The sequence below is a fragment of the Kluyvera sp. Awk 3 genome, assembly GCF_028069715.1.
GTDB classification, from domain to species: Bacteria; Pseudomonadota; Gammaproteobacteria; order Enterobacterales; family Enterobacteriaceae; genus Kluyvera; species Kluyvera georgiana_A.
The window spans coordinates 38,263-63,190 of record NZ_JANEWH010000012.1 but is presented as its reverse complement, the minus strand read 5'-3'; the positions used below and the strand labels follow the sequence as shown (position 1 = coordinate 63,190).

The 24,928-nt window shown below is 57.1% G+C and carries 22 protein-coding genes; 5 read left to right on the top strand and 17 right to left on the bottom strand.

The genetic code is table 11. The annotated features are described in order from the left end of the window. The first annotated feature begins 251 nt into the window (after nucleotides 1-251). Nucleotides 252-1,655 carry an MFS transporter gene (locus tag NNN71_RS04765; RefSeq protein WP_167575335.1) on the top strand — a complete coding sequence of 468 codons (1,404 nt, stop codon included), beginning with the start codon at nucleotides 252-254 and terminating at the stop codon, nucleotides 1,653-1,655. 7 nt (nucleotides 1,656-1,662) lie between these two features. Further along, nucleotides 1,663-3,630, top strand: coding sequence for a glycoside hydrolase family 127 protein (locus tag NNN71_RS04760; RefSeq protein WP_271457990.1), 1,968 nt, complete (start codon nucleotides 1,663-1,665; stop codon nucleotides 3,628-3,630). Nucleotides 3,631-3,735: 105 nt separating this feature from the next. On the opposite strand, the gene purF is transcribed toward NNN71_RS04760, so the two are convergent. From purF to pdxB, 9 genes are all read right to left on the bottom strand, one after another. Then, complete coding sequence (gene purF, locus NNN71_RS04755) at nucleotides 3,736-5,253, bottom strand: amidophosphoribosyltransferase (RefSeq protein WP_064543817.1); 1,518 nt, start codon at nucleotides 5,251-5,253, stop codon at nucleotides 3,736-3,738. 33 nt (nucleotides 5,254-5,286) lie between these two features. Further along, a complete protein-coding gene (gene cvpA / locus NNN71_RS04750; protein WP_064543815.1) occupies nucleotides 5,287-5,775 on the bottom strand; it encodes a colicin V production protein in 489 nt (162 codons plus the stop codon). A gap of 287 nt (nucleotides 5,776-6,062) precedes the next feature. Continuing rightward, nucleotides 6,063-6,740, bottom strand: a complete 678-nt coding sequence (dedD, locus tag NNN71_RS04745; protein ID WP_271457989.1) for a cell division protein DedD — start codon at nucleotides 6,738-6,740, stop codon at nucleotides 6,063-6,065. After that, complete coding sequence (gene folC / locus NNN71_RS04740) at nucleotides 6,730-7,998, bottom strand: bifunctional tetrahydrofolate synthase/dihydrofolate synthase (RefSeq protein ID WP_249022960.1); 1,269 nt, start codon at nucleotides 7,996-7,998, stop codon at nucleotides 6,730-6,732. Before folC ends, dedD begins: the two co-directional genes overlap by 11 nt. Nucleotides 7,999-8,068: 70 nt before the next feature. Beyond that, nucleotides 8,069-8,983, bottom strand: coding sequence for an acetyl-CoA carboxylase, carboxyltransferase subunit beta (gene accD, locus NNN71_RS04735; RefSeq protein WP_167575331.1), 915 nt, complete (start codon nucleotides 8,981-8,983; stop codon nucleotides 8,069-8,071). A 196-nt stretch (nucleotides 8,984-9,179) separates the two neighbouring features. Continuing rightward, nucleotides 9,180-9,839 carry a DedA family protein gene (locus NNN71_RS04730; RefSeq protein WP_064543809.1) on the bottom strand — a complete coding sequence of 220 codons (660 nt, stop codon included), beginning with the start codon at nucleotides 9,837-9,839 and terminating at the stop codon, nucleotides 9,180-9,182. A 24-nt stretch (nucleotides 9,840-9,863) separates the two neighbouring features. Then, nucleotides 9,864-10,676 carry a tRNA pseudouridine(38-40) synthase TruA gene (truA, locus tag NNN71_RS04725; protein WP_163448749.1) on the bottom strand — a complete coding sequence of 271 codons (813 nt, stop codon included), beginning with the start codon at nucleotides 10,674-10,676 and terminating at the stop codon, nucleotides 9,864-9,866. Next, the gene (locus NNN71_RS04720; RefSeq protein WP_163448750.1) at nucleotides 10,676-11,689 is read right to left on the bottom strand and encodes an aspartate-semialdehyde dehydrogenase; all 1,014 of its coding nucleotides are present in this window, start codon (nucleotides 11,687-11,689) and stop codon (nucleotides 10,676-10,678) included. Before NNN71_RS04720 ends, truA begins: the two co-directional genes overlap by 1 nt. Nucleotides 11,690-11,752: 63 nt before the next feature. Continuing rightward, a complete protein-coding gene (pdxB, locus tag NNN71_RS04715) occupies nucleotides 11,753-12,880 on the bottom strand; it encodes a 4-phosphoerythronate dehydrogenase PdxB (RefSeq protein WP_163448751.1) in 1,128 nt (375 codons plus the stop codon). A 108-nt stretch (nucleotides 12,881-12,988) separates the two neighbouring features. On the opposite strand from pdxB, the gene flk reads away from it, so the two are divergent. Then, nucleotides 12,989-14,005, top strand: a complete 1,017-nt coding sequence (flk, locus tag NNN71_RS04710) for a flagella biosynthesis regulator Flk (RefSeq protein ID WP_163448752.1) — start codon at nucleotides 12,989-12,991, stop codon at nucleotides 14,003-14,005. 201 nt (nucleotides 14,006-14,206) lie between these two features. Here flk and NNN71_RS04705 read toward each other — a convergent pair whose 3' ends face one another. Then, on the bottom strand, nucleotides 14,207-15,535 hold the full coding sequence (locus NNN71_RS04705; protein WP_163448753.1) for a PTS sugar transporter subunit IIC: 1,329 nt from the start codon (nucleotides 15,533-15,535) through the stop codon (nucleotides 14,207-14,209). A gap of 265 nt (nucleotides 15,536-15,800) precedes the next feature. Here NNN71_RS04705 and NNN71_RS04700 point away from each other — a divergent pair, with 265 nt between their 5' ends. Then, nucleotides 15,801-16,538, top strand: coding sequence for a GntR family transcriptional regulator (locus NNN71_RS04700; RefSeq protein WP_163448754.1), 738 nt, complete (start codon nucleotides 15,801-15,803; stop codon nucleotides 16,536-16,538). Between the two features lie 3 nt (nucleotides 16,539-16,541). Here the strand turns inward: NNN71_RS04700 and NNN71_RS04695 are convergent, their stop codons facing one another. Then, on the bottom strand, nucleotides 16,542-17,717 hold the full coding sequence (locus NNN71_RS04695) for an MFS transporter (RefSeq protein WP_163448755.1): 1,176 nt from the start codon (nucleotides 17,715-17,717) through the stop codon (nucleotides 16,542-16,544). Between the two features lie 208 nt (nucleotides 17,718-17,925). After that, on the bottom strand, nucleotides 17,926-19,137 hold the full coding sequence (gene fabB, locus NNN71_RS04690; RefSeq protein ID WP_065355822.1) for a beta-ketoacyl-ACP synthase I: 1,212 nt from the start codon (nucleotides 19,135-19,137) through the stop codon (nucleotides 17,926-17,928). Nucleotides 19,138-19,297: 160 nt separating this feature from the next. Between fabB and mnmC the strand changes: the two genes are divergently transcribed. Next, nucleotides 19,298-21,298, top strand: a complete 2,001-nt coding sequence (mnmC, locus tag NNN71_RS04685) for a bifunctional tRNA (5-methylaminomethyl-2-thiouridine)(34)-methyltransferase MnmD/FAD-dependent 5-carboxymethylaminomethyl-2-thiouridine(34) oxidoreductase MnmC (protein WP_271457988.1) — start codon at nucleotides 19,298-19,300, stop codon at nucleotides 21,296-21,298. A 40-nt stretch (nucleotides 21,299-21,338) separates the two neighbouring features. Here the strand turns inward: mnmC and NNN71_RS04680 are convergent, their stop codons facing one another. From NNN71_RS04680 to aroC, 5 genes are read right to left on the bottom strand one after another with little or no spacing between them, the layout of a single operon-like run. Further along, entirely contained in the window at nucleotides 21,339-21,614 is a 276-nt protein-coding gene (locus NNN71_RS04680) for a YfcL family protein (protein WP_064543784.1), read from the bottom strand. A 26-nt stretch (nucleotides 21,615-21,640) separates the two neighbouring features. Then, nucleotides 21,641-22,186, bottom strand: a complete 546-nt coding sequence (locus tag NNN71_RS04675; RefSeq protein ID WP_271457987.1) for an elongation factor P hydroxylase — start codon at nucleotides 22,184-22,186, stop codon at nucleotides 21,641-21,643. Then, complete coding sequence (locus NNN71_RS04670; RefSeq protein ID WP_223803061.1) at nucleotides 22,186-22,995, bottom strand: sulfite exporter TauE/SafE family protein; 810 nt, start codon at nucleotides 22,993-22,995, stop codon at nucleotides 22,186-22,188. The genes NNN71_RS04675 and NNN71_RS04670 overlap by 1 nt, the downstream gene beginning before the upstream one ends. Continuing rightward, a complete protein-coding gene (gene mepA / locus NNN71_RS04665; RefSeq protein ID WP_163448760.1) occupies nucleotides 22,995-23,819 on the bottom strand; it encodes a penicillin-insensitive murein endopeptidase in 825 nt (274 codons plus the stop codon). The genes NNN71_RS04670 and mepA overlap by 1 nt, the downstream gene beginning before the upstream one ends. 2 nt (nucleotides 23,820-23,821) lie before the next feature. After that, nucleotides 23,822-24,907: a chorismate synthase gene (gene aroC / locus NNN71_RS04660; RefSeq protein ID WP_163448761.1), complete on the bottom strand. Its 1,086-nt coding sequence runs from the start codon at nucleotides 24,905-24,907 to the stop codon at nucleotides 23,822-23,824. Between the last annotated feature and the right edge of the window lie 21 nt (nucleotides 24,908-24,928).

Here is a 24,928-nt window from a genome sequence, read left to right as displayed (position 1 = left end):
TTAATATTCAGTACCAATATGTGTTCGCGTCGGCGAAAAACCCTCTTAATCCAACACAAATCGTGATATCAATCACTATTTTTAGTTTATTTATAGTAAAAATAAGATCAATTTCACCATTTGAAATCTACGTTATATACCCACATCTGGCCCAGGTTCTATCCTCAACGCCGCTAGTTATTTACTAAAAATTCGTCAGAGATACGCCGTAATGACTTTTTGAATCATCACACCCTGTTCGAGGATTGGTTATGACCATTGCTGATAACCTGGATACCGATGTCCAGACCGTTGATGCGGGAGAGACGCTCTCTACCCGCGAAAAGATAGGCTATGGATTAGGCGATGCTGGCGGGCATTGCATCTCAGATTTGATAAGCGGCTTTTTACTTTTTTTCTATACCGACGTCTTTGGGCTCAGCCCGGCTATCGTCGGTGCGATGTTCTTTACGCTGCGAATTTTCGACGCGATTTCCGACCCGGTAATGGGCGTGATTGCCGACCGCACCCGCAGCCGCTGGGGGCGCTTTCGTCCGTGGCAGCTGTGGACAGCCGTACCGCTTGGCGTGATTGGTATCCTGACGTTTACCGTCCCGGACATGAGCGCAAACATGAAAATTGCGTGGGCGTTCGGCACCTATTTCCTGCTCTCCATCGGCTATACCGCCAACAACGTGCCTTACTGCGCGCTGATTAACGCCATCACCAACCGCCACGATCAGGTGATGTCCTGTCAGTCCTGGCGCTTCGTGTTAAGCGGCATTGCTGGTTTCCTCGTCTCCGTCGGTCTGCCGTGGATGGTGGAATTCTTTGGTCAGGGCAACCTGGCGAAGGGTTATCAGTATGGCGTCACCGTGCTGTGCACCATCGGCATGGTGCTCTTCCTGTTGTGCTTTTTCTGGGTCAAAGAGCGCGTCCCCTTATCGCTGGCGGGCAATTTCACCCTTCGCGAACACCTGAAGGGGCTGCGTAAAAACGATCAACTGCTGATGATGCTCATTATGTCGTTCCTGCTGGTGAACATTCTGTGCATCCGCGGCGGCGGCTATATGTATTTTATCTCCTACGTGCTGCAAGGCAGTGCGGCCTACATGTCGCTGTTCTTCGGCATTCTGACGATTGCCGGGATCGCTGGCGCGGTGATCGTCAATCCGCTCTCCCGCCGCGTGGATATGGTACGTCTGTACTACTGGACCAACCTGGTGCTGGTCGCTTTCGGCGTCGGTATGTACTTCCTGCCCACCGGCCCGCAGTTCCAGATACTCTGGCTGATCTGCATTGCGGTTAACAGCGTGATTCAGGGCTTCACCCTGCCGCTGCACTTCTCGATTATGGCCTTCGCCGACGACTACGGCGAATGGAAAACCGGCGTGCGCTCCTCCGGCATGAACTTCGCCTTTAACCTCTTTTTCATCAAGCTCTCCTGGGCCTCTTCCGGCGGCATTATCAGCCTGATCCTGATCATGGTGGCCTACCAACCAGGGCTGGGGAACCAGACGCCAGCGTCTATTCATGGCATTACCCTGCTGCAAAGCCTGGTTCCAGCGCTGTTCCACTTTGTCCTCGCCCTGTGCCTGCTGAAGTGCCGTCTGAACGGCCCGATGATGAAACGTATTTCTACCGATCTTCACCAAAGACATTCACACATTTCTTGAGGTAAACATGATGCAGTCTGATGTGATTGAAGCCGATCTGAACCGTATTACCGTCACCGACCCGTTTCTGGGCGAATATCAGCGGCTGATCCGCGATGTGGTGATCCCTTATCAGTGGGAAGCGCTTAATGACAATCTTCCGGAGGCCGAGCCGAGCCATGCGCTGGCGAACTATCGCATCGCCGCCGGGCTTGAACAGGGTGAGTTTTACGGCATGGTCTTCCAGGACAGTGACGTCACCAAATGGCTGGAAGCGGTTGCCTGGTCGCTGAGCCAGAAGCCGGATGCCCGGCTTGAACAGACCGCCGATGAAGTGATTGAGCTGCTGGCGCAAGCACAGTGCGAAGATGGCTACCTCAACACCTGGTACACCGTTAAAGAGCCGGGTCAGCGCTGGACCAATGTCGCCGAGTGCCACGAAATGTACTGCGCCGGGCACCTGTTTGAAGCGGCAGTGGCGTTCTTCAACGCCACCGGTAAGCGCCGTCTGCTGGAAATCGCCTGCCGGTTCGCCGACCATATCGACAGCGTATTCGGCCCGAACGACGGCCAACTGCGCGGTTATCCCGGACACCCGGAAATCGAGCTGGCGCTGATGCGGCTGTACGAAGTCACCCGGGAACCGCGATACCAGGCGCTGGCCCGTTTCTTCGTCGAGGAGCGCGGCCAGCAGCCCTACTACTACGATATTGAGTTTGAAAAACGCGGCGGTACCCGGCACTGGATCGGCTGGGGCGATGCATGGCCGGGAATGATTAAAGATAAAAGCTATACCCACGCGCATAAGCCGCTGTCAGAGCAGAACGAAGCCGTCGGCCACGCGGTGCGTTCGGTGTATCTGATGACCGGCCTGGCGCACATTGCACGCATGACCCAAGATGAAGAGAAGCGCCAGACCTGCCTGCGCATCTGGAACAATATGGTGCAGCGCCGCATGTACATCACCGGCGGCATTGGCTCGCAGGGTATCGGCGAAGCCTTCACCAGCGATTACGACCTGCCGAACGACACCGCCTACGGCGAGAGCTGCGCCTCCATCGGCCTGATGATGTTTGCCCGCCGCATGCTGGAGATGGAGGGCGACGCCCACTACGCCGACGTCATGGAGCGCGCGTTCTACAACACGGTGCTGGGCGGCATGGCGCTGGACGGCAAGCACTTCTTCTACGTTAACCCACTGGAAACGCACCCGAAAAGCATTCCGCATAACCACATTTACGACCATATCAAACCCGTTCGCCAGCGCTGGTTCGGTTGCGCCTGCTGCCCGCCGAACATCGCCCGCACGCTGGTCGCCATCGGCCACTACCTCTTCACTCCGCGGCAGGACGCCCTGTTTATCAACTTCTACGCCGGTAGCGAGGCGCAGTTTACGGTTAACGAGCGGACGCTGGCGCTGAAAATTGAGGGCAACTATCCGTGGGCTGAGCAGGTCACGATCCGCTTTAGCCAGCCGCAGACGATTGAACATACGCTGGCGCTGCGCCTGCCGGAATGGTGTGAATCACCTCAGGTAAAAGTGAACGGTGAAGCCGCGCAGGGCGAAACCATCAAAGGCTATTTGCATCTGCACCGCCAATGGCAGGAAGGCGACGTGATTACGCTGCAACTACCGATGACCATCCGCCGGGTTTACGCCAACCCGCTGGTGCGCCACGCTGCCGGTAAAGTGGCGATTCAGCGCGGGCCGCTGGTCTACTGCCTGGAAGAAGCGGATAACGGCGCAGAGTTGCACAACCTGTCGCTGCCAAAAACCAGCGCGTTTCGTGAGATTCAGGGCGTGGGTGTGCTGAAAGGCAAAGTACTGCTCCAGGCGGAGGGGCTACGCCTCCCGACTGCGCAGGAAGAGAAACCGCTGTACAGCTTTGATAATCGTCAGACGGTCGCCGAAAAGCAGACCTTAACCTTTATTCCGTGGTTTAGCTGGGCCAACCGTGGCGAGGGCGAAATGCGGATTTGGATGGACGAGGCGTAACCATAAAAAAAGCCGGATGGCAGTTACGCCTTATCCGGCCTACTAAACGAGGGTGGACCGTAGGCCGGATAAGACGCGACGCGTCGCCATCCGGCATGTCCTGATTTACCCTTCGTTATGCATCTCTAAATTCTCCACTTCATTCTGCAGCTGAACGGCTTTCGCATCGTCGTTACGCAGTGAGTCGAGGAAGTCGAGATAGGTCTGGTCAACGTCTTTGGTCACGTACACACCGTTAAATACCGAGCATTCAAACTGTTGAATGTCCGGGTTTTCTGCGCGCACCGCGTCAATCAGATCGTCAAGATCCTGGAAGATAAGACCGTCGGCGCCGATGATCTGGCGAATCTCATCCACTTCACGCCCGTGAGCAATCAGCTCATTAGCGGTCGGCATATCGATACCGTAAACGTTCGGGAAACGAATTTCCGGTGCCGCAGAGGCCAGGTAAACCTTCTTCGCCCCGGCTTCGCGCGCCATCTCAATAATCTGCTCGGAGGTGGTGCCACGCACGATAGAGTCATCCACCAGCAGCACGTTTTTATCACGGAACTCGGCGCGGTTGGCGTTCAGCTTGCGGCGTACGGATTTACGCCGCAGCTGCTGGCCCGGCATGATAAAGGTACGGCCCACATAGCGGTTTTTCACAAACCCCTGGCGGTACGGTTTACCCAGAATACGGGCGATTTCCAGCGCGATATCGCAGGAGGTTTCCGGAATTGGAATGACCACGTCAATATCCAAATCTTCCCACTCGCGCGCAATCTTCTCGCCAAGCTTGGTACCCATGTTCACGCGGGCGCTGTAGACGGAGATTTTATCGATAAAGGAGTCCGGACGCGCAAAGTAAACGTACTCGAACAGGCACGGGTTGCTGACCGGGTTATCGGCGCACTGACGGGTAAACAACTGCCCTTTTTCAGTAATGTAAATCGCTTCGCCCGGCGCAACATCACGCAGGAATTCAAAGCCAAGAGTATCCAGCGCCACGCTTTCGGAGGCCACCATATACTCGGTGCGGCCATCGCCCACGTCACGTTTGCCCAGCACCAGCGGACGAATGCCGTTCGGGTCGCGGAAAGCCACCATGCCGTGGCCGATAATCATTGCCACACAGGCGTACGCACCGCGAATCTGGCGGTTGGTCGCCGCGATGGCAGCGAAAATGTTATCGGCTTCCAGCGGGTAATGACGGAAGTTATCCAGCTCGCTGGCGAAGATATTGAGCAGGATTTCTGAATCAGAGGTGGTGTTGATGTGGCGGCGTTTTTCTTCGAACAGTTTCTGACGTAACTCGTGCGCATTGGTCAGGTTACCGTTATGCGCCAGCGTAATGCCATATGGGGAGTTCACGTAGAAAGGCTGAGCCTCAGAGGCGCTGGAGCTGCCCGCCGTTGGGTACCGCACGTGGCCAATACCCATATTACCCTGCATACGCTGCATGTGGCGGGCTTCAAAGACATCACTCACCAGACCGTTCGCCTTACGCAACCGGAAACAGTTGTTGGCATCAATGGTGATGATGCCAGCGGCATCCTGTCCACGGTGCTGCAGCACCGTTAGCGCATCATAAATCGACTGGTTTACCGGCATGACACCGGCGATACCGACAATACCGCACATACGTCTTTTCCTCGTTAAGCAACGACCCAAAGCTTATACTTTGGGCAAGAAACTTGACGAGCTTTGAAGGTATTCAAAAAACCATCTGATAACCGGCGAAAAATAGGGGATAAACTGCGACTGCTGCCAGTCTTCGCTTTTTGCCATGCCGGTAAAAGTGTCGAGGAAGAACAGGATAGCGGCGATAATCAGCACCCCGCGCAGCGCGCCGAAGCAGACGCCCAATACCCTGTCGGTACCCGACAAACCGGTCTTCTCCACCAGCTGACCTATCACGTAGTTGACGATAGCGCCGACGATGAGCGTCGCGATAAACAGCGCCGCAATAGCAATCCCATTTCGAACCCGTTCGTCTTCAAAGCCCGTAAACCAGACAGACAGGTCAGTGTAGTAATGGCTGGCTACGTAAAAAGCACAACCCCACGTGACCAACGATAGCGCTTCACGAACGAAGCCACGGATAAGGCTCACTAAGCAAGAAAAGCCCAGCACCGCGATAATGGCGTAATCAATCCAGACCATATTTGTCCCACGATTTTACGCCCTGTCATCCAGTTCGGGCGCATTCTAACAGAAAAAGAAAACGTTTGCGTAGGGATTTCCTTCCCTGGCATAAATAAAAAATGGCGCCGAAAAAATATTCAACGCCATCGTTTTTCTGGTCGCTTTCGGCGTTGTTTGTGGCCCCTCACCCTAACCCTCTCCCCAGAGGGGAGAGGGGACCGTAGGGAGCCGTCGATGAGCCTGGCGCCGACTTTCTCCCTCGCCCCTCTGGGGAGAGGGCCGGGGTGAGGGGAAAATCCCACGCCTTAGTTCGGCGTATACCCCATCACCACACCGCTCAGCCCCGACAGCTGTTTAAGCTCGCCAAGCGAAGCTTTCAGCTTATCTTTCGAGGCATCCGGGCCGACCAGAATTCGGGTGATTTTACCCTGAACCGGCGTCGAAGGCGACGTGAAAGCGTGGTAGCCCGCACCGCGCAGGCTGGCCACAATTTCGTTAACCTTGTCGGCATTCTTCAGCGCACCAAGCTGCACCACGTAGGCTTTGCCCACCGGCGCGGGTTTCTCTTCCGGCGCCGCTTTTGGCGGCGGCGTCGTGGCGGCAACCTGTTCCGTCACCGGCTTCGGCTGCGGCTTCGGTTTATCTACGGGTTTCGGCTTTATCGGTTCGGCGGTCGGTGGGATCTGTTCCAGATCGCCGTTGCCGTTTACCGCCAGGCGGCTGGAATCGAGCGACGGCGCCGCGGCATCGCCAGCGCGAACTTCTTCCGCTGCGCCTTCCGGCGGCTGTGCAGGCAACGCCTGAGTCGCCGTCGGCAACATATCCGGTTCATCACGATCGCCTGGTTTAGGGACCAGCGGGATAGCCGCAAACTCATCCTGATAATGCTTTTTTTGCCCGTCAAGCAGCCCTGGCAGCACAATGACCCCCAGAGCAACCAACACTATCGTCCCGACAAGACGGTTCTGAAACTTACTTGCCACCGGCTCTCCCCGCGTCTAACTCTTCCATCACATGCGCTACGGTGTGGAAAGACCCACACACCAGCACCGTATCTTCCGGCGCGGCGTCCGCCATTGCGGCATGCCACGCCTGCGCCACGCTGCCATAAACGGCACCCGCGCGCAGATGTTCGCGCAGCTGCTCTGCTGTCGCACCGCGCGGTCCTTCGAGAGGCGCACAGTACCAGCTGTCGACGACGCTTTCCAGACATGCCAGCGTACCGGCAATGTCTTTATCATGCAGCATACCAATAACCGCCAGTACTCGCCCGGTTTTCGGCAATGATTTGAGACGCCCGGCAAGGTAGCCTGCGGCATGCGGGTTATGCGCAACGTCGAGAATCACGCGAGGCTGCAGTTGGATGGTCTGGAATCGGCCCGGCAAAATCGCGCTGGCGATGCCCTCGCGAATAGCCTCTTCGCTCACCTTAAGCCCACTGGCGCGCAGCGCAGCCAGCGCGGTGGCGGCATTCGGTTGCGGGACATTCGGCAACGGCAGCTCGCGAAGTTCACCCTGCGCGTCGCTAAAGCTCCAGCTGTGCTCGCCCACCGTATAGCGCCAGTCGACGTCACGCTGCATCAGCAATGCGCCTTTCTCCTGCGCGACGTCGGCGATTGTGCGCGGCATATCAGGTTCCCCCACTACCGCCGGTCGCCCGCCGCGGAACACGCCCGCTTTTTCGCGGCCAATGCTTTCACGATCCGGGCCCAGCCAGTCGGTGTGGTCCAGCGCGATACTGGTCACCACCGCGACGTTGGCATCAACAATGTTGGTGGCGTCCAGCCGCCCGCCGAGGCCCACTTCGAGAATCGCTACGTCAACATTTTGCTGCTTGAATAACCACAGCGCCGAGAGCGTGCCGTACTCAAAATAGGTTAACGAGGTGTCGCCACGCGCCGCCTCAATCGCGGCAAACGAAGCCGTATGGGCGCTTTCCGCCAGCTCCTCTCCCTGTACGCGGACACGTTCGGTATAGCGCACCAGATGCGGGGAACTATAAACGCCCACTTTGTAGCCCGCCGCCATCAGAATGGTTTCCAGCGTGCGGCAGGTGGTGCCTTTGCCGTTGGTGCCCGCGACGGTGAAAACAAACGGTGCCGGCTGCAGCACATCGAGCGAACCCGCAACCTGGCTGACGCGCGCCAGCCCCAGATCGATGGTTTTTGAATGGAGGTTTTCCAGATAAGAAAGCCACGTAGCCAGGGGCGACGTGGCCTGAGGAATAAGATGTTTGTCCATGGTGCCCGCAACTTTCAACGGTGAATAATAGCAAAAAGGGCAGCGCCAACCGGCCCTGCCCTTTACATCATCAGGCCTCTGGTTCCTGATCCGGTACCGGCGGTACCACCACGCTCTCGCGCGGCGCGTCCGGATTCGGTGCCGGGAGGTTCATCAGCTTCGCCAGGATACTGGCCAGCTTCAGACGCATTTCCGGGCGGCGAACGATCATGTCGATCGCGCCTTTTTCGATGAGGAATTCACTGCGCTGGAAGCCCGGCGGCAGTTTCTCACGCACGGTCTGTTCGATAACTCGCGGGCCGGCAAAGCCGATCAGCGCTTTCGGTTCTGCGATGTTCAGATCGCCCAGCATCGCGAAGCTGGCGGAGACGCCGCCCATGGTTGGGTCGGTCAGCACGGAAATATACGGTAAACCGCGTTCCTGCATTTTCGCCAGCGCAGCGGAGGTTTTCGCCATCTGCATCAGGGACATCAGCGCTTCCTGCATGCGCGCGCCGCCGGATGCGGAGAAGCAGATCAGCGGGCAGTTGTCTTCCAGCGCCTGCTCAACGGCACGCACAAAGCGCGCGCCAACCACGGAACCCATAGAGCCGCCCATAAAGGAGAACTCGAAGGCCGCAGCGACAACCGGCATGTCATGCAGGGTACCCTTCATGACCACCAGCGCGTCTTTCTCACCCGTCTCTTTCTGAGCGGATGCCAGACGATCTTTATACTTTTTAGAGTCACGGAACTTCAGCACGTCTTTCGGCTCAAGTTCGCTACCCAGTTCTACCAGGGACCCTTCATCCAACAGGCTATGCAGGCGATTACGCGCTGACATACGCATGTGGTGATCGCACTTCGGGCAAACCTCGAGGTTACGCTCCAGCTCGGCGCGATACAAAACCTGACCACAGCTATCGCACTTGGTCCATACCCCTTCCGGGATGCTCGCCTTGCGGGTAGGTGTGATGTTGCTTTTAATTCGTTCAATCCAGCTCATTGATAACCTTTCTGCCTGAACCTGGTCGATGCCAGTTTTGCCATTAAGGGGCCGCGCATAATGCCACTTTTCCCCTTCATAGACCATGAATGTTGCACATTAAAACATAACAGCCCGAAACTTGGCATAAAAAAGTGGTCGAACCGCGAAACATGTCGTAACAGGGCACGGCTGAATCGTGCCCCGTGTGCAGGGTTTATTTTGCCTGTTTTGCCGCCTTGCGACGGTGACGGATCACTTCGATTACCCCCGGCAGCACCGACAGAACGATGATCGCCACAATCAGCAGCTTCAGGTTCTCTTGTACCACCGGCAGGTCGCCGAACAGATAGCCCGCGTAGGTGAACAGCAGCACCCACAGCAGCGCGCCCGCGACGTTATAGAGCGCAAAATGACGATAGGACATGTGGCCCATTCCCGCCACAAAAGGCGCGAATGTTCTGACGATGGGGACAAATCGCGCCAGAATAATGGTTTTTCCACCATGTCTATCGTAGAAGGCATGGGTCTTATCCAGGTAGCTGCGACGGAAAATTTTCGAGTCCGGATTGCTGAACAGCTTCTCGCCGAACAGCCTGCCAATGGTGTAGTTCACCGCATCGCCGACAATCGCCGCAATCACCATCAGCACAACCATCACATGCACGTTGATGTCGTTCGTCGGCAGCGCGGAGAGCGCCCCGGCGACAAACAGCAGCGAGTCGCCCGGCAGGAATGGTGTTACCACCAGCCCCGTTTCACAGAACAGAATCAGGAACAGAATGGCATACACCCAGACGCCATACTGCGCGACCAGCTCCGCCAGGTGCACGTCAATGTGCAGAATGAAATCAATTAAAAAACGGATAAGATCCATATTGTTTAGCCCCAAATGACTACGTTAGTCCGCCAGGAATAGCGGGCCCATCGGCACGGAAGGCAGCGCAAAGTGCGCGGGGTAGTCCACCGCCACCAGATACAACCCTTCCGCTTTCGCCGTTGCGGCAGCAAGCGTCCTGTCTTTTGCCGCCAGCAGTTCTGCAATCCAGCTCTCCGGCTGGTTTCCTGCGCCAACTTCCATCAGGCTGCCAACAATGTTCCTTACCATATGGTGAACAAAGGCGTTTGCTTTAATGTCCACCACAATATAAGCGCCGTAACGCGTCACATTAATGTGCATAACGTTACGCCACGGCGTGCGCGACTGACACTGCACCGCGCGAAACGAAGTAAAGTCGTTTTCGCCCAGCAGGCTTTGCGCTGCGCGATGCATCCGCTCGGCATCCAGCGGCTGGTGATAGTGCGTTACCCCCTGCCCCAGCACCGCCGGACGCAGCCGGTGGTTGTAAATCACGTAGCGATAGCGGCGTGCCGTCGCGCTAAAACGCGCGTGAAAATCGTCGGGAACAGCTTTCACCCAACGTACCGCAATGTCACCAGGTAAATTCGCATTTACGCCGAGCGTCCATGCCGCATCTTTACGTACGGCATGAGTGTCGAAGTGCACGACCTGGCCGGTCCCGTGTACGCCTGCGTCAGTACGACCGGCGCAGAAGACATTAATCGGTTCGTTAGCCACCTGCGAAAGCGCCTTTTCCAGCTTCTCCTGCACGCTGCGCACTTCGTTTTGCCGCTGCCAGCCGTAGTATTTGCTGCCGTCGTACTCAATGCCCAGCGCAATTCGATAGACCGGCAGTTGCTCCATTTCAGACATCAGTACAGATACTCCTGCACCAGTTTCTCAGCGATTTTCACCGCCATCAGCGCGCCGCCAAAGCGAACGTTATCCGCCACCGACCAGAACTGAACCTGCTCCGGCATGCCGTAATCGTTACGCACACAGCCCACGGACAGATGGGCGCTACCGGTGGCATCACCGACCTGAGTCGGGAATTCGCGCTCCTCAGACAGCACAATATCTTCGCCGCGCGCAAAGGCGTCTCGCGCCTCTTCCGCCGACAGCGGACGCATGGCTTCAAACGTCACCATCTGCGCATGACCGTAGAACACCGGCGACTGAATGCAGCTGGCGGAGATCATCAGAGCGTCGTCCTGCATGATTTTACGCACCTGATCAACAATGCGACGTTCGTCGCTCACCGCACCTTCACGATCCGGCAGCATCGGCAGCATGTTGAACGCCAGCTGGCGGCCAAAGAAATCATCTTCATCGATTGGAATACCGTTCAACAGCTTGGCGCTCTGCCCGGCCAGCGCGTCGACGGCTTTTTTACCGTGCGCCGAGGCGGAGATCAGGCTGGTCACGTTGATGCGCGACAGGCCGCCGTCATCAATCAGCGGCTTCAGCGCTGCCAAAAGTTGGCTGGTCTGGCTGTCTGCCACCGCAATCACATTACGGTTGCGATAATCGGCCAGCACAAATGGGTTCACCTCCGGCACCACCAGCGGTACGTCCGGCTCCAGCGCAAACAGGCCGCTAAGATCGATAACCAGACAGCCGGCGTTAGTGGCCTCTTCAACGTAGGTGGCGCTGGCTTCCACGCCAGCCGCGAAGAACGCCAGCTGCGCCTGCGTCCAGTCAAACTCCGCCGCATCCTGCACTCTTACCGATTTACCGTTAAAACGCAGATGTTCGCCCGCGCTGTCGGTGCGCGCCAGCGCGTAGATATCACCCACCGGGAACTGACGTTCAGCAAGGGTTTCAAGCAGGGCTTCGCCTACGGCGCCGGTTGCGCCCAGGATGGCAATATTCCAGCCTTCAGACATGGTGATTTACTCCAGAAAAAAAGCGGCTCTGCCGGAGTATCCGGCAGAGGCATTAAGAAGACATTAACCGTGTACGGCGTTAAACCCGAGTTTTTGCAGCAGCGCGGCTGCGTCGGCGTCATCGCACTCGACGGTCAGCGATGACCATTCGCGACGCTCAAGGTAATTTTTGCGCAGCTTGTCGAATTCACCCGGGATCCCCGCCACTTTCCGCAGCGGCGCGTCATCGCGGCGCACATCATACACCAAATGCACCAGTCTTTTCAGCGTAGGCTGATCGAGCGGGCCGTGCAGGCTAATCCGTCCGAATTCCGGCGCGGGCAGCAGCGACGAGAGCGCCACTTCTTGCGGCTGACCGATAAACTGGCTATAGGCTTCAAACACCTGGGTGGTGCCACGCGCTTTCCCTTCCAGGGTGTAGCCCGCAATATGCGAAGTGCCGAGGTCGACTTTATCCAGCAGCGCCAGGTTGAGATCCGGCTCCGGCTCCCAGACGTCGAGCACCACGCTCAGCTGCTGCCCGGCGTTCAGGCATTTCAGCAGCGCGGCGTTATCCACCACCGGGCCACGGCAAGCGTTGATCAGAATAGCGCCCGGCTTCAGGCTGGCAATCAGCGCCTCGTCGGCCAGATGCAGCGACTTATACGGGCCATCTTTATACAGCGGCGTGTGGAAAGTCAGCACGTCGGCCTGCGCCACCAGCTCGTCCAACGAACGGAAATCGCCCTCTTCGCCGTTGTCGGCGCGTGGCGGATCGCAGAGCAGCGTTTTGATGCCCAGGGCTTCCAGCCGTTTTTGCAGGCGTCCGCCTACGTTACCCACACCAACAATACCCACGGTGCGGTCGGCCAGCGCAAAACCGTCGCGCTCGGCCAGCATCAACAGCGCAGAAAATACGTACTCAACGACCGCAATCGCGTTACACCCCGGTGCGGCGGAGAAACCAATCCCTGCCTGTTCCAGCCACGCCTGATCGACGTGATCGGTGCCCGCCGTCGCGGTGCCAACGAACTTAATCGCCTTATCGCCCAGCAGCGCTTCATTCACCTTTGTCACCGAGCGGACCATCAGCGCATCGGCATCGGTTAACGCCTCGGTCGGGATCGGGCGGCCGGGGACAGCCTTAACCTCACCCAAACGGCTAAAAAGTTCGCGGGCGTAGGGCATATTTTCATCAACGAGGATTTTCACGGTTCAGTACCTGTCTGAGAACGAGAGTAAACCGGGGAAGTGTGCCATAATCTGGCCGCCAGGCATACTTGCGCCGGGCATCAGTATTCGGTTTGGAAAGGATCAATCATGACGCAACCCATTTCAGGTATGCCCGCGCGCCCTCCGGGGACAGGCCCCACTCCGCTCTCTCCTGCCGGAGAACAGCCGCTTAGTACCCAGCAACGCACGGTGCTGGAACGACTGATCACGCGCTTAATCGCGATGACCTCGCAGCAGAATGCTGAGGTTTGGGCGGGCGTAAAACACGATCTGGGGCTGAAAAACGACACGCCGCTGCTGGCGCGCCACTTTCCTGCCGCCGAGCAGAATCTGAATCAACGTATTGGTACTGCCGAACAAAAGCTCAGCACGCGCCAGACGCTGTCGCAACTGACTGAACTGCTGAATCAGGGCAATAATCGCCAGGCCGTCAGCGACTATATCCGTCAACAGTACGGGCAAACGGCCCTCAGCCAATTGACGCCGCAGCAGTTGAAAAACGTCCTGCAGTTGCTTCAACAAGGGCAGCTTTCTATTCCGCAGCCTCAGCAGCGCCCGGCGACCGATCGTCCCCTGCTGCCTGCCGAGCACAATACCCTGAATCAGCTGGTGACTAAGGTTTCCGCCGCCACTGGCGACTCTACCAAGCTGATCTGGCAGTCGCTGCTTGAGCTTTCCGGCGTGAAGTCCGGCGACCCGTTACCCGCGAAACACTTTAACGCGCTGGTCACGCTACTGCAGGCGCGCCTGACCCTCAGTACGCATCCTGCCCCAACGCTCAACGTTTTGCAGGCAGCGCTCAAACAACCGCTGGAGCCGCAGGAAGGACAAGCGCTTCGCGATTTCGCCCAGCAAAACTGGAACGCCACCCCGCAGACAGTGCTGACCCAGGTGCAGGTGCAGGAATTGCTGAATCTGCTGTTCCTTAAACGTATCGAGCGCGAGCGCGTGGCCCACGCCCATACCCTGGAAGCGCGCGATCTTCAGCCAATCTACGCGCCGTTCGCGCCGGTTATCACCACGCTGAAATCGCTATCCGCACGTCCGGGGCTGGCCCTGGTGGTGCTGGTTGTCGTGGCGATGCTGCTGTGGCTGGTGCTGTAAGTTCAGCGCCCTCCTCTCCGCCTTATGGTGGTCAGCAAGAAGATTCCTGTTCCGAAAATTAAAAACCCAGGTCGTGACGTCTGAATTGACTCACGTCCCTGGGTTATTGGAATAATATTGCCAGCCAGAGCATCACTTCCCCTGATAATCCCCCACTCCGCGGCGGCTATTGCAGAGCGAAGGAATATCCACACCAGGACGTTATGTATTCTGTTCTGCTGCTGACATATTCACTTTATTCGCGGCAATCACGAACGGCAGATAGATAAGCGTCGCCACCACCAGACACAATACGCCAACAAATAGCGCCATCCAGTTGCCGCCGGTGCCGAAGAAGGCGATCAGCGGCCCCGGCGTCGTCCACGGTACCGCATAGGCAATCGGCGGAATAATCTCCAGCGTGATAAAGAAATAGCCAATCAGTGAGTTGACGAACGGCACCAGAATAAACGGGATCACCAGAATCGGGTTCAGTACGATCGGCAGGCCGAACATCACCGGTTCGTTAATGTTGAACAGGCCTGGCACAAAGGCCATTTTCGCTAAGTCGCGGTAGTCCTTCCGGCGAGAGGCGATAAAAATGGCCAGCAGCAGGCCCAGCGTCATCCCGGAGCCGCCGCAGTTGGCGAAGGCATCGTTGATGCCGGTCCAGGTAATCGGATACGGCGCCCCCCAGGTTGAACCGTGGGAGGCGGCATACGACAGGTTCTCCAGGTTTGCTTCTGAGAAAATGGTTTCGCGAATGGCGGCAACCGTATTCGGCCCATGAATACCGAGGATCCACAGGAAGTTAGCCACCAGCCCGAGAATCAACACGGTAAAGATATTGGTGCCCATATCCTTTAGCGGCGCCTGAATCAGGGTGTAGATAAGATCGTTCAGCCCGTTTGGCGAGATTTTTGATAGCAGGTAGTTCAACACCGAGAAGAAGATCATCACGAAAAAGATAGGTAATAGCACCTTAAAAGAGCGCGCCACCGCCGGCGGTACCGCGTCGGGCATGGTGATAGCCACCTTCGGGTTTCGGGCCAGGCGACAGAATATTTCGCTGGAAATCAGCGCCACAATCACCGCCACAAACAGCCCCTGAGGCCCGAGATATTTGGTGGTGAGATAGGCCTGGCCGTCAATAATCACATACGGAGTATACACCACGAAGAACGCGCCAATTGCCGTCAGGCCGCACAGCAAGTCATCCTGCTGATAGCTGATCGCCATATTGCGCGCCACGAGGAAAGTAATCAGCACAGCCATAATATTGACCGAACCGTTCATCACCGGCGTAAAAATTTGCTGCGCGTCGGCCAGATTAGGGAATAAGGTGCCTAAATGTAAAATACTGGCGATAAAACCATCCGGCGAGAGAATGGCAAAGTTGATAAGGATAATCAGCGAGCTGGCCATGACTATCGGGAATGACAAAATAAAAGCATCCCGAATAGCCGAAACGTGTATCTGCGAATTCAATTTTATCGCAACCGGAACAAGGATTTTTTCCATCCCTCGTTCAAATGAATTCATTAAACCCATAGTGAACCCTTAAATTTAAAATAAAATGATTAGGCATAATTCATTTAATAACTGCACCATTTCTCATATCTGGCGAGAATATTGGTAAAAAGGTCATTAATTGACGATCACTTTAATTATTGTTAATTTTCGTAACCCGTATTTCGATCACAGTTAACCATGCCTAAGTTGTTCAATAATCGGGAAATAGATGAACGTGTTGGCCCGTCGTCGCCAAAGTGATTTTATAACCAGTTGTTTAAAAAGGATTTAAGGAGGTTCAAAAGTGGTATATCAGAACATCATAAATTTGCTGAAAAACAGATTAAACAGCTCAATCTACAATGTGGGCGATCTTCTCCCCTCGGAAAAAGAGCTGGCGGCGCTTTATGATGTTTCGCGCAATACCTTACGCAAGGCGTTAAAAACGCTGGAAGAGGAAGGGATGATTGAACGGCGGCACGGTTCGGGAACCTACCTGCGGAACAAACATTTTCAGGCGTCGCTGACGCACCTCGACAGCTTTACTGAAATTGCCCGCAATGAAGGTAAAACACCCACGAGTCAGATCCTGAAGTTTGAGCTTCAGCGCGCATCGGACGATATTGCCACCAGTCTGAGAGTCAGCCACGGCGAACCGGTTTATTACGCCAAAAGGCTGCGCTTTATCGACAATATCGCCATGCAGGTGGAGGAAACCTGGCTTTCCGCCAGCCGTTTTCCCGACCTGACGATCGCCCACATGAAGAACTCCAAATTTGCCTATATCGAAAATGAGTGTGGGGTGAAAATTCTGGGTTGTTATGAATCTATCCAGCCGATTTTGCCGTCGCCAGAGGTAGCGCAGCTCCTGCACATTAGTGCGCTGGATCCGATAGTCAGGATGCAGACTCAGGCCGTCGATGAGCAGCAAAACCCTATCGATTACTCCATTCTCTACACCAACATGTTCGAGTTCCAGGTGAAATATTTTCTGCCGCGCAAAGCGACGACCGGCTCGCAGGTGCGCAGAGCCAGCCGATAAACGCTATTTGCGGAACGACCACAGCGTGACGCCAATTCCCAGTATGGCGGCAATGGCTCCGCCGAGAAACACGGACGCATAGCCGAACGAGGTGGCCAGCATGCCCGCCAGCGGCCCGGAGACGCCGAGCGCGATGTCCTGGAACGCGGCATAGCCACCGAGCGCCGTCCCACGTACCTGCTGCGGCACGCGCTTCACCACTTCCACCCCCAGCGCCGGGAAAATCAGCGAGCAACCGGCCCCGGTTAAAGCCGCGCCGGCCAGCGCATACCATGCGTCGGGCGCCAGCCACAGCAGCAGCAAGCCAACGGTTTCCACCAGCAGTGAGCCGACCGCCACCTTCACGCCGCCAAAGCGGTCAGGCATCCAGCCAAACAAAATGCGCACCAACACAAAGGTGCCACCGAAGGCCGTCAGGGTGAAGCCCGCCATCGACCAGCCTTTGCTGACAAAGTACAGTGAGACGAAAGTGCCAATCACCGCAAAGCCCACGCCCTGTAGCGCCAGCCCCAAGCCCGGTTTCCAGATAAGGCCAATCACGCTGAACAACGACGGACGTTCCCCGGCCATCGCCGCCACCTTACGCACCGAGCCGTTAAAGGCCCAGGCCAGTAAAGGCAACGCCATCGTGACGCCAGCCAGCACGGCAAAGCCATAGCGGCTGTTGATATACAGCCCCAACGGCGCACCGGCCGCCAGCGCGCCAAAAATCGCCATCCCGTTCCACGACATCACTTTACCGGAACGCTTCGGGCCAACCAGCCCCATCCCCCAGGTGAGCGTGCCGGTCAGCAATTGGCTTTCACCGAAGCCAAGAATTAAGCGCCCGACAATCAACAGGCCAAATTTGACCATCGTATCCACCGGCAACAGCGCCGCGCCAAGCCACGCCGCCCCGGCAAAGGCACAGGCAAACATGCCCTGCAGGGCAGAACGCTTGCCGCCGTACTGATCGGCAAGACGCCCGGCGTAGCCACGGGTTAATACCGTGGCGAAAAACTGGATGCCGACGGCGATACCCACCATGGTGTTACCGTAGCCCAGTTCCTGGTGAACAAATAGCGGAATGACCGGCAGCGGAATACCGACGGTTAAATAGGTCAAAAACACCGCGAACGCGATGCGAAAAAGCGACACGTTGGATGAAGAAGTACTTTCAGTTTGAGTTACTGCGGTCATGCTTTACTCCGAATGCTGAGTAAGGCGAGGATCTGTAGCCACGCCCCCTCTACCTGGCGATCAGGATTAAGGTGCGTCGGATGACGTTAAACGCTTACGCATTATCATGATGATAATGTTGAGCCGCGAGTTTGCCTGTTCTTTCAGGCCGTTGTCAACGCATAAAAAAAGGAGCCAGAAGGCTCCTTTTTCTTATCCGCCGTAAAAATTACAGCTTACGCATCACCAGCGTGGCGTTGGTGCCGCCAAAGCCGAAGCTGTTGGACATCACGGTGGTCAGTTTGCGATCGGTCGGTTCAGTGACGATGTTCAGGCCAGCCGCCTGCTCGTCCATCTCGTCAATGTTGATGCTCGGGGCGATAAAGCCGTGTTCCAGCATCAGCAGAGAGTAGATCGCTTCCTGTACGCCAGCGGCGCCCAGAGAGTGACCGGTCATCGCTTTCGTTGCGGAGATAGCCGGGCTGTTGTCGCCGAACACTTCACGGATAGCGCCCAGTTCTTTCACGTCGCCTACCGGAGTGGAGGTACCGTGAGAGTTCAGGTAGTCGATCGGGGTGTCAACGCCGTGCATCGCCATCTTCATGCAGCGCACCGCGCCTTCGCCGGATGGAGCAACCATGTCTGCGCCATCGGAGGTTGCACCGTAGCCAACGATTTCTGCATAGATATGCGCGCCACGTGCCAGCGCGTGTTCCAGTTCTTCAACCACAACCATACCGCCGCCGCCTGCGATGATGAAACCATCACGATGCGCGTCATAGGTACGGGAGGCTTTTTCTGGGGTTTCGTTGTATTTGGTGGACAGTGCGCCCATCGCGTCGAACTCACAGGCCATTTCCCAGCCCAGTTCTTCACCGCCGCCAGCAAACACGATGTCCTGTTTGCCCAGTTGAATCTGTTCTACCGCATTACCGATGCAGTGCGCGGAAGTGGCGCAAGCTGAGCTGATAGAGTAGTTCACACCGTGGATTTTGAACGGGGTTGCGAGGCACGCGGAAACCGCAGAACCCATCGCTTTGGTGACCACGTACGGGCCAACCGCTTTCAGGCCGCGCGGGCTGCGCATCGCGTCTGCGCCAAATACCTGCGCACGGGAGGAACCGCCGGAACCGGCAATCAGGCCCACGCGCGGGTTGTTCTGGTAGTCTTCTGCTTTCAGGCCAGCGTCTTCAACCGCCTGCTGCATGGAGAGATAAGCATAGATAGAGGCATCGTTCATGAAACGGACCACTTTACGGTCGATCAGACCCGTGGTGTCCAGTTTGACGTTACCCCAGACGTGGCTACGCATCCCAGAATCTTTGAACTCTTGAGAGAAAGTGATCCCCGAGCGTCCTTCACGCAGAGATGCCAGGACTTCCTGCTGGTTGCTACCGATGCTGGAAACGATGCCCAGGCCAGTAATCACTGCACGTTTCATTCAATACCTCTGTAAGTCATCACTATTTTAAAGTTTCGAGTCGCAAGATAGCGTACACTTGTACGCCGAACAAGTCCGATCAGCAAATTTATGCAGAAATTTGCGCCTGCGGACGCTCATCGTTAAGATCGGCAGACTCCTTGCCGCGCGAGTAACTTACGTGAAACAAAACGCCATACAATCAGCCAACCTCGAATTTAACAGTGAGGGTACACCTGTTTCCCGAGATTTTGACGACGTCTATTTCTCCAACGATAACGGTCTGGAGGAGACCCGCTACGTTTTTCTCGGGGGTAACCAGATAGAGGTACGCTTCCCCCTGCACCCACATCCACTTTTCGTGGTAGCAGAAAGCGGCTTTGGCACCGGTCTCAATTTCCTGACGCTATGGCAAGCTTTTGACGCATTCCGCCGTCAGCATCCTGACGCTACGCTACAAAGATTACATTTTGTCAGTTTTGAAAAATTTCCGCTGAAGGCCGACGATTTGCGTCTGGCGCATCAGCACTGGCCGGAGCTGGCACCCTGGGCAGAGCAGCTTCAGGCGCAGTGGCCGTTGCCGCTGGCGGGATGTCATCGCCTGCTGCTCGATGAAGGGCGCGTGACGCTGGACCTGTGGTTCGGCGATATCAATGAGCTGACCGATAAGCTCGACGATACCTTCAATCAGCAGGTAGACGCCTGGTTCCTCGACGGCTTTGCTCCGGCCAAAAATCCGGATATGTGGACGCCCGCGTTGTTTGCCGCCATGGCTCGCACTGCCCGCACGGGAGGCACCCTGGCGACCTTTACCTCGGCGGGCTTTGTGCGTCGTGGGCTACAGGAAGCCGGATTCACCATGCGCAAGAGCAAAGGTTTTGGCCGTAAGCGCGAAATGCTGGTCGGTGAAATGATGGCCCCCCAGCCCGACGCCACCCGTACGCCGTGGTTTGCGCGTAGCGGTAGCCAGGCACGGGAAGCCGCGATTATCGGCGGCGGCATTGCCAGCGCCCTGCTCTCGCTCGCCCTACTGCGCCGCGGCTGGTCGGTAACGCTCTACTGCGCCGATGCTGAACCCGCACTAGGCGCATCTGGCAACCGCCAGGGGGCGCTCTATCCATTGTTGAGCGCCCACGACGCGGCGCTGGCGCAGTTCTTCCCCGCAGCCTATCTCTATGCCCGTCGCCTGTACGATACGCTACCCATCGACTTCGACCATCAATGGTGCGGCGTCACGCAGCTTGGCTGGGATGAAAAAAGCGCCCAGAAGATTGCCCAAATGCTGACGCTGGGCCTGCCCGAAGAGATCGCCCGCGCGGTCACGGCGCAAGAAGTTCGAGCCAGTATCGGCCTGGAGACCGGCTGCGGGGGGATTCAGTACCCGCTGGGCGGTTGGTTATGCCCGGCGCAGCTCACCGCAGGCGTATTTGAACTGGCGCGCCAGCAAGGGTTACAGGCGCACTGGGGGAAAACGCTGACAACCCTCACCCGGCAGGACGATGGCTGGCAGCTGGCATTCAGCGACGGAGAGACAAGCATCGCCCCGTGCGTCGTGCTGGCAAACGGCCACAACATCAATCAGTTCGCGCAAACCGAAGCATTACCGGTATACGCCGTTGGTGGCCAGGTGAGCCATATTCCGACCAGCGCAAGCCTCTCAAAGCTTGAACAGGTGCTGTGCTACGACGGCTATCTCACGCCGCAGAATCCGAATAATCAGCAGCACTGTATCGGCGCCAGCTATCATCGCGGCCAGCGCGAGATGACCTTCAACGAGGACGATCAGCAGCATAACCGCCAGCGTCTGCTGGACTGTTTCCCACAGCAGACGTGGCCGCAGGAGGTTGATGTCAGCGCTAACGATGCCCGCTGCGGCGTGCGCTGCGCCACGCGCGATCATCTGCCGATGGTTGGCAACGTGCCGGATTATGCCGCCACGCTTGCCGAATACGCCACGCTGAACGAAAGTCCAGAGACGGCAAGTGCCGCGCCAATCTATCCCGAGCTGTTTATGCTTGGCGGCCTTGGGTCGCGAGGGCTATGCTCTGCGCCGTTAACCGCAGAAGTGCTGGCGGCGCAGATGAGCAATGAACCGCTGCCGTTGGACGCGCAAACGCTGGCAGGCCTGAATCCAAATCGTTTGTGGGTTCGAAAACTGCTGAAGGGAAAGGCGGTGAAGTAAGTGAGGAGATTTGCCCGGCAGCGATACCGGGCAAACTGGCTTAGCGGGAAGCCTGCTGGTAAAGGCTGTCCCACATCTCCTTGACCAACGCCTGGTCGCGCGGCGACAGTTCGCCCGCGCCAATGGCCGTTTCCAGACTCTGGGTCACGTTGCGATACAGCGCTTCTGCCGAGTGCGCTTCGCTTTCATCCAGCTCGGCAACCGCCAGCGTCAGGTGACCGCGCAGATAACCGCTGGCAAACAGCTCATCATCACTGGCGTGTTCCACCATTTCATCAATTAACGCCAGAATGCGTGCTTCAAACTCCGCGATCATCTTCTTTCCTCTTTCTGTAACATGGCTTAGAGATCCTCCGGCCATGGGAAGTGTTCCGCCGTTAGGCTCGGCGTCTGGTAATAATTCTGTAGGGCCTGGATAAATTTGGCCGGGCGCGGCGGAATGCCCTCGTCAAGATAGGTCATCACCTGCGCGTGAACACGCCGCTGAAAGGCGATACGATCCGGCTCAAAATCACCTTCGAGGTTGTCGCAGCTAACGTTGAACGGGAAGCCCGCCGCCACGCAGAACAGCCAGTCAAAGGCCTGCGGTTTTACCTCGACGTCTTCAAACTGCCCTTGGGTTTTAGCATCGCGCCCGTCCGGACAGTACCAGTAACCAAAATCAACCTGCTGCCGGCGCGCCTTGCCGGCAATACACCAGTGAGAAATTTCGTGCAGCGCGCTGGCAAAAAAACCGTGAGCGAAAACGATACGGTTGTAAGGCACTTCGTCATCTGCCGGAAGATAGATGGGTTCGTCGTCGCCTTTAATCAGACGAGTATTAAACTCGTCGGCAAAGCATTCATCGAAGATGGCGATCAACTGCTGGTAGTCATGCGTCTTTGTCATTAGCTCATCCCTAACCACTGAAGGATTTCCTGTCCATGGCTGTCGTAGAGCAGCTTGGCGCTCATAACCGCCGAAACAATGACGATCATTGGGCGAATGAGCGACTGCCCTTTGCTTAACACTAAGCGCGAGCCCATGCGCGCGCCGAAAAATTGGCCAATCATCATCACAAAGCCAGTTGCCCAGATGACCTTGCCGCCAAGAATAAACAGCAGCAGCCCGCCGATATTTGACGTCGCGTTCAGCACTTTGGCGTGTGCCGTGGATTTGGCAAGATTAAAGCCCATCAGCGTGACGAATGCCAGCGCGTAAAATGAGCCCGCGCCGGGTCCGAAGAAACCGTCATAAAAGCCCACGCAGCCGCCGGCCACCAGCGCAAACGGCAGGCCGTACAGACGCTGCTGACGGTCTGCTTCGCCAAGCTTTGGCATCAACAGGAAATAGAGACCAATGCCAATCACCAGAATCGGCAGGATCTGGCGCAGAACGTCAGACTGCACGTGCTGTACCAGCAGCGCGCCGCTCATTGAACCAATGAAGGTCATCAAAATATTGAGCTTCTGATCGGCCAGATTCACCACCTTGCGGCGAATGAAGTACAGCGAGGCGGAAAGCGAGCCGCCGCAGGCCTGGAGCTTATTGGTCGCCAGCGCCTGCGCGGGCGGCATGCCCGCAGCCATTAGCGCCGGGACGGTCAGCAAACCGCCGCCGCCCGCCAGAGAGTCAATAAAGCCCGCCAGAATGGCGATGAAAAAAAGCGCCACCAGCATCAGCGGCTCAACCATAAATAACGCGGAGAAACTGTCCATCAGAGTACGTGTTCATCCAGTAGCGCCTGGCAGGAAGGCGGCAACGGTGGAGGCGTCTTCTTCACAGGTTTGGTGGTGCCAGGTTTTGGCGGTTCGAACCAGCTTTGCAGCTCAGCGCCGCAGCCGTCGCCCGCAGGCGGTGGCGCCTGCTCTTCACACTCGAAGCTGTTGGCCGGGCATTTCAGCCGGACGTGCATGTGGGCGCGGTGCTGGAACCACGGGCGCACTTTACGCAGCCAGTCGCGATCGCTGCCGGCTTCCAGGCACAGCTGTTGTTTAATCGCCGGGTTGACGAAAATGCGCGTCACCTCGCTGTCTTGCGCCGCCAGCTTGATCAGTTGACCAATCTCCGGTTTCCATAGCGCAGGCGACACGCCTTTACCGTCGGCGCGGACCAAATCCAGCGCCTGCGGCTTCAGCAACTGCGACGAGCTCCAGCGCGTTTTCGGTAATTGCAGGAAAATATCGACATCCAGACCACTCTGGTGGCTGGCGTGTCCGCCGTTAAAGCGCCCGCCCGCTGGCATCCCCATGTCGCCAATCAGCATCGTCCCCATTCCGTGCTGCTGCACGTTACGGCCCAGACGCTGGATAAACTGCACCAGATCGGGATGGCCAAAGTAGCGGCGCTGATCGGTACGCATCACCTGGTAGGTTTCCGACTGCAACGGCAGCGCTTCGGCACCGACGATACAGCCGTTAGCAAACGCCCCGATAGACTGGGCGCTACCGTTAATAGGTTGCGTGATTTTTTGCCACGGCGTTGCCGCCAGCGCGGTGCTGCTGGCCACCAGAGCCAGCAGCGCAATAACGGTTTTTCTCATGTTTACCAGCGTGGAATTGAGGTCGTCACATCGGCGTTTTGCGCGCGTTGGCGCATAAAGTGATCCATCAGCACGATTGCTAGCATCGCTTCAGCGATCGGCACCGCGCGGATACCCACACAAGGATCGTGACGACCTTTGGTGATCATCTCGACTTCCTCGCCAAAGCGATCGATCGTCTTGCCCGGAACGGTAATGCTCGAAGTCGGCTTCAGCGCAATATTGGCCACAATCTGCTGGCCGCTGCTGATACCGCCCAGAATACCGCCCGCATGGTTGCTCTGGAAACCGGCTTTGGTAATTTCGTCGCGGTTTTCGCTGCCGCGCAGTTTGACCACTTCAAAACCGTCGCCAATTTCCACGCCTTTCACCGCGTTGATGCTCATCAGCGCATGGGCAATGTCCGCGTCCAGACGATCGAATACCGGCTCTCCGAGGCCCGCCGGTACGCCGTCGGCCACGACGGTGACCTTCGCGCCAATGGAGTCGCCCTCTTTTTTGAGGCCGCGCATCAGTTCATCCAGGGCGTCGATTTTGTCCGGATCCGGGCAGAAGAACGGGTTCTGTTCAACCTGCTCCCAGTCTTTGATCGCCAGCGGAATATCGCCCATCTGGGTCAGGCAGCCGCGAATGACGATACCAAACTTCGCCGCGAGGAATTTCTTGGCAATCGCCCCTGCCGCCACGCGCATCGCCGTTTCACGGGCGGAAGAACGTCCGCCGCCGCGATAGTCACGCAGGCCGTATTTCTGCTCGTAGGTGTAATCGGCGTGCCCCGGACGGAAGACGTCCTTAATGGCGCCGTAGTCCTGCGAGCGCTGATCGGTGTTTTCAATCAGCAGGCCGATACTGGTGCCGGTGGTCACGCCTTCGAATACGCCAGAGAGGATTTTCACCTGATCCGGTTCGCGACGTTGGGTGGTGTAGCGCGACGTGCCCGGGCGACGACGGTCCAGGTCGTGCTGAAGATCCGCTTCGGTTAACGGAATGCCGGGCGGCACGCCGTCAACGATGCAGCCCAGCGCCAGGCCGTGCGACTCGCCAAAGGTGGTTACGCGAAAGAGTTGTCCAATTGTATTTCCTGCCATCACGGCTCCGTTATCGTTGTT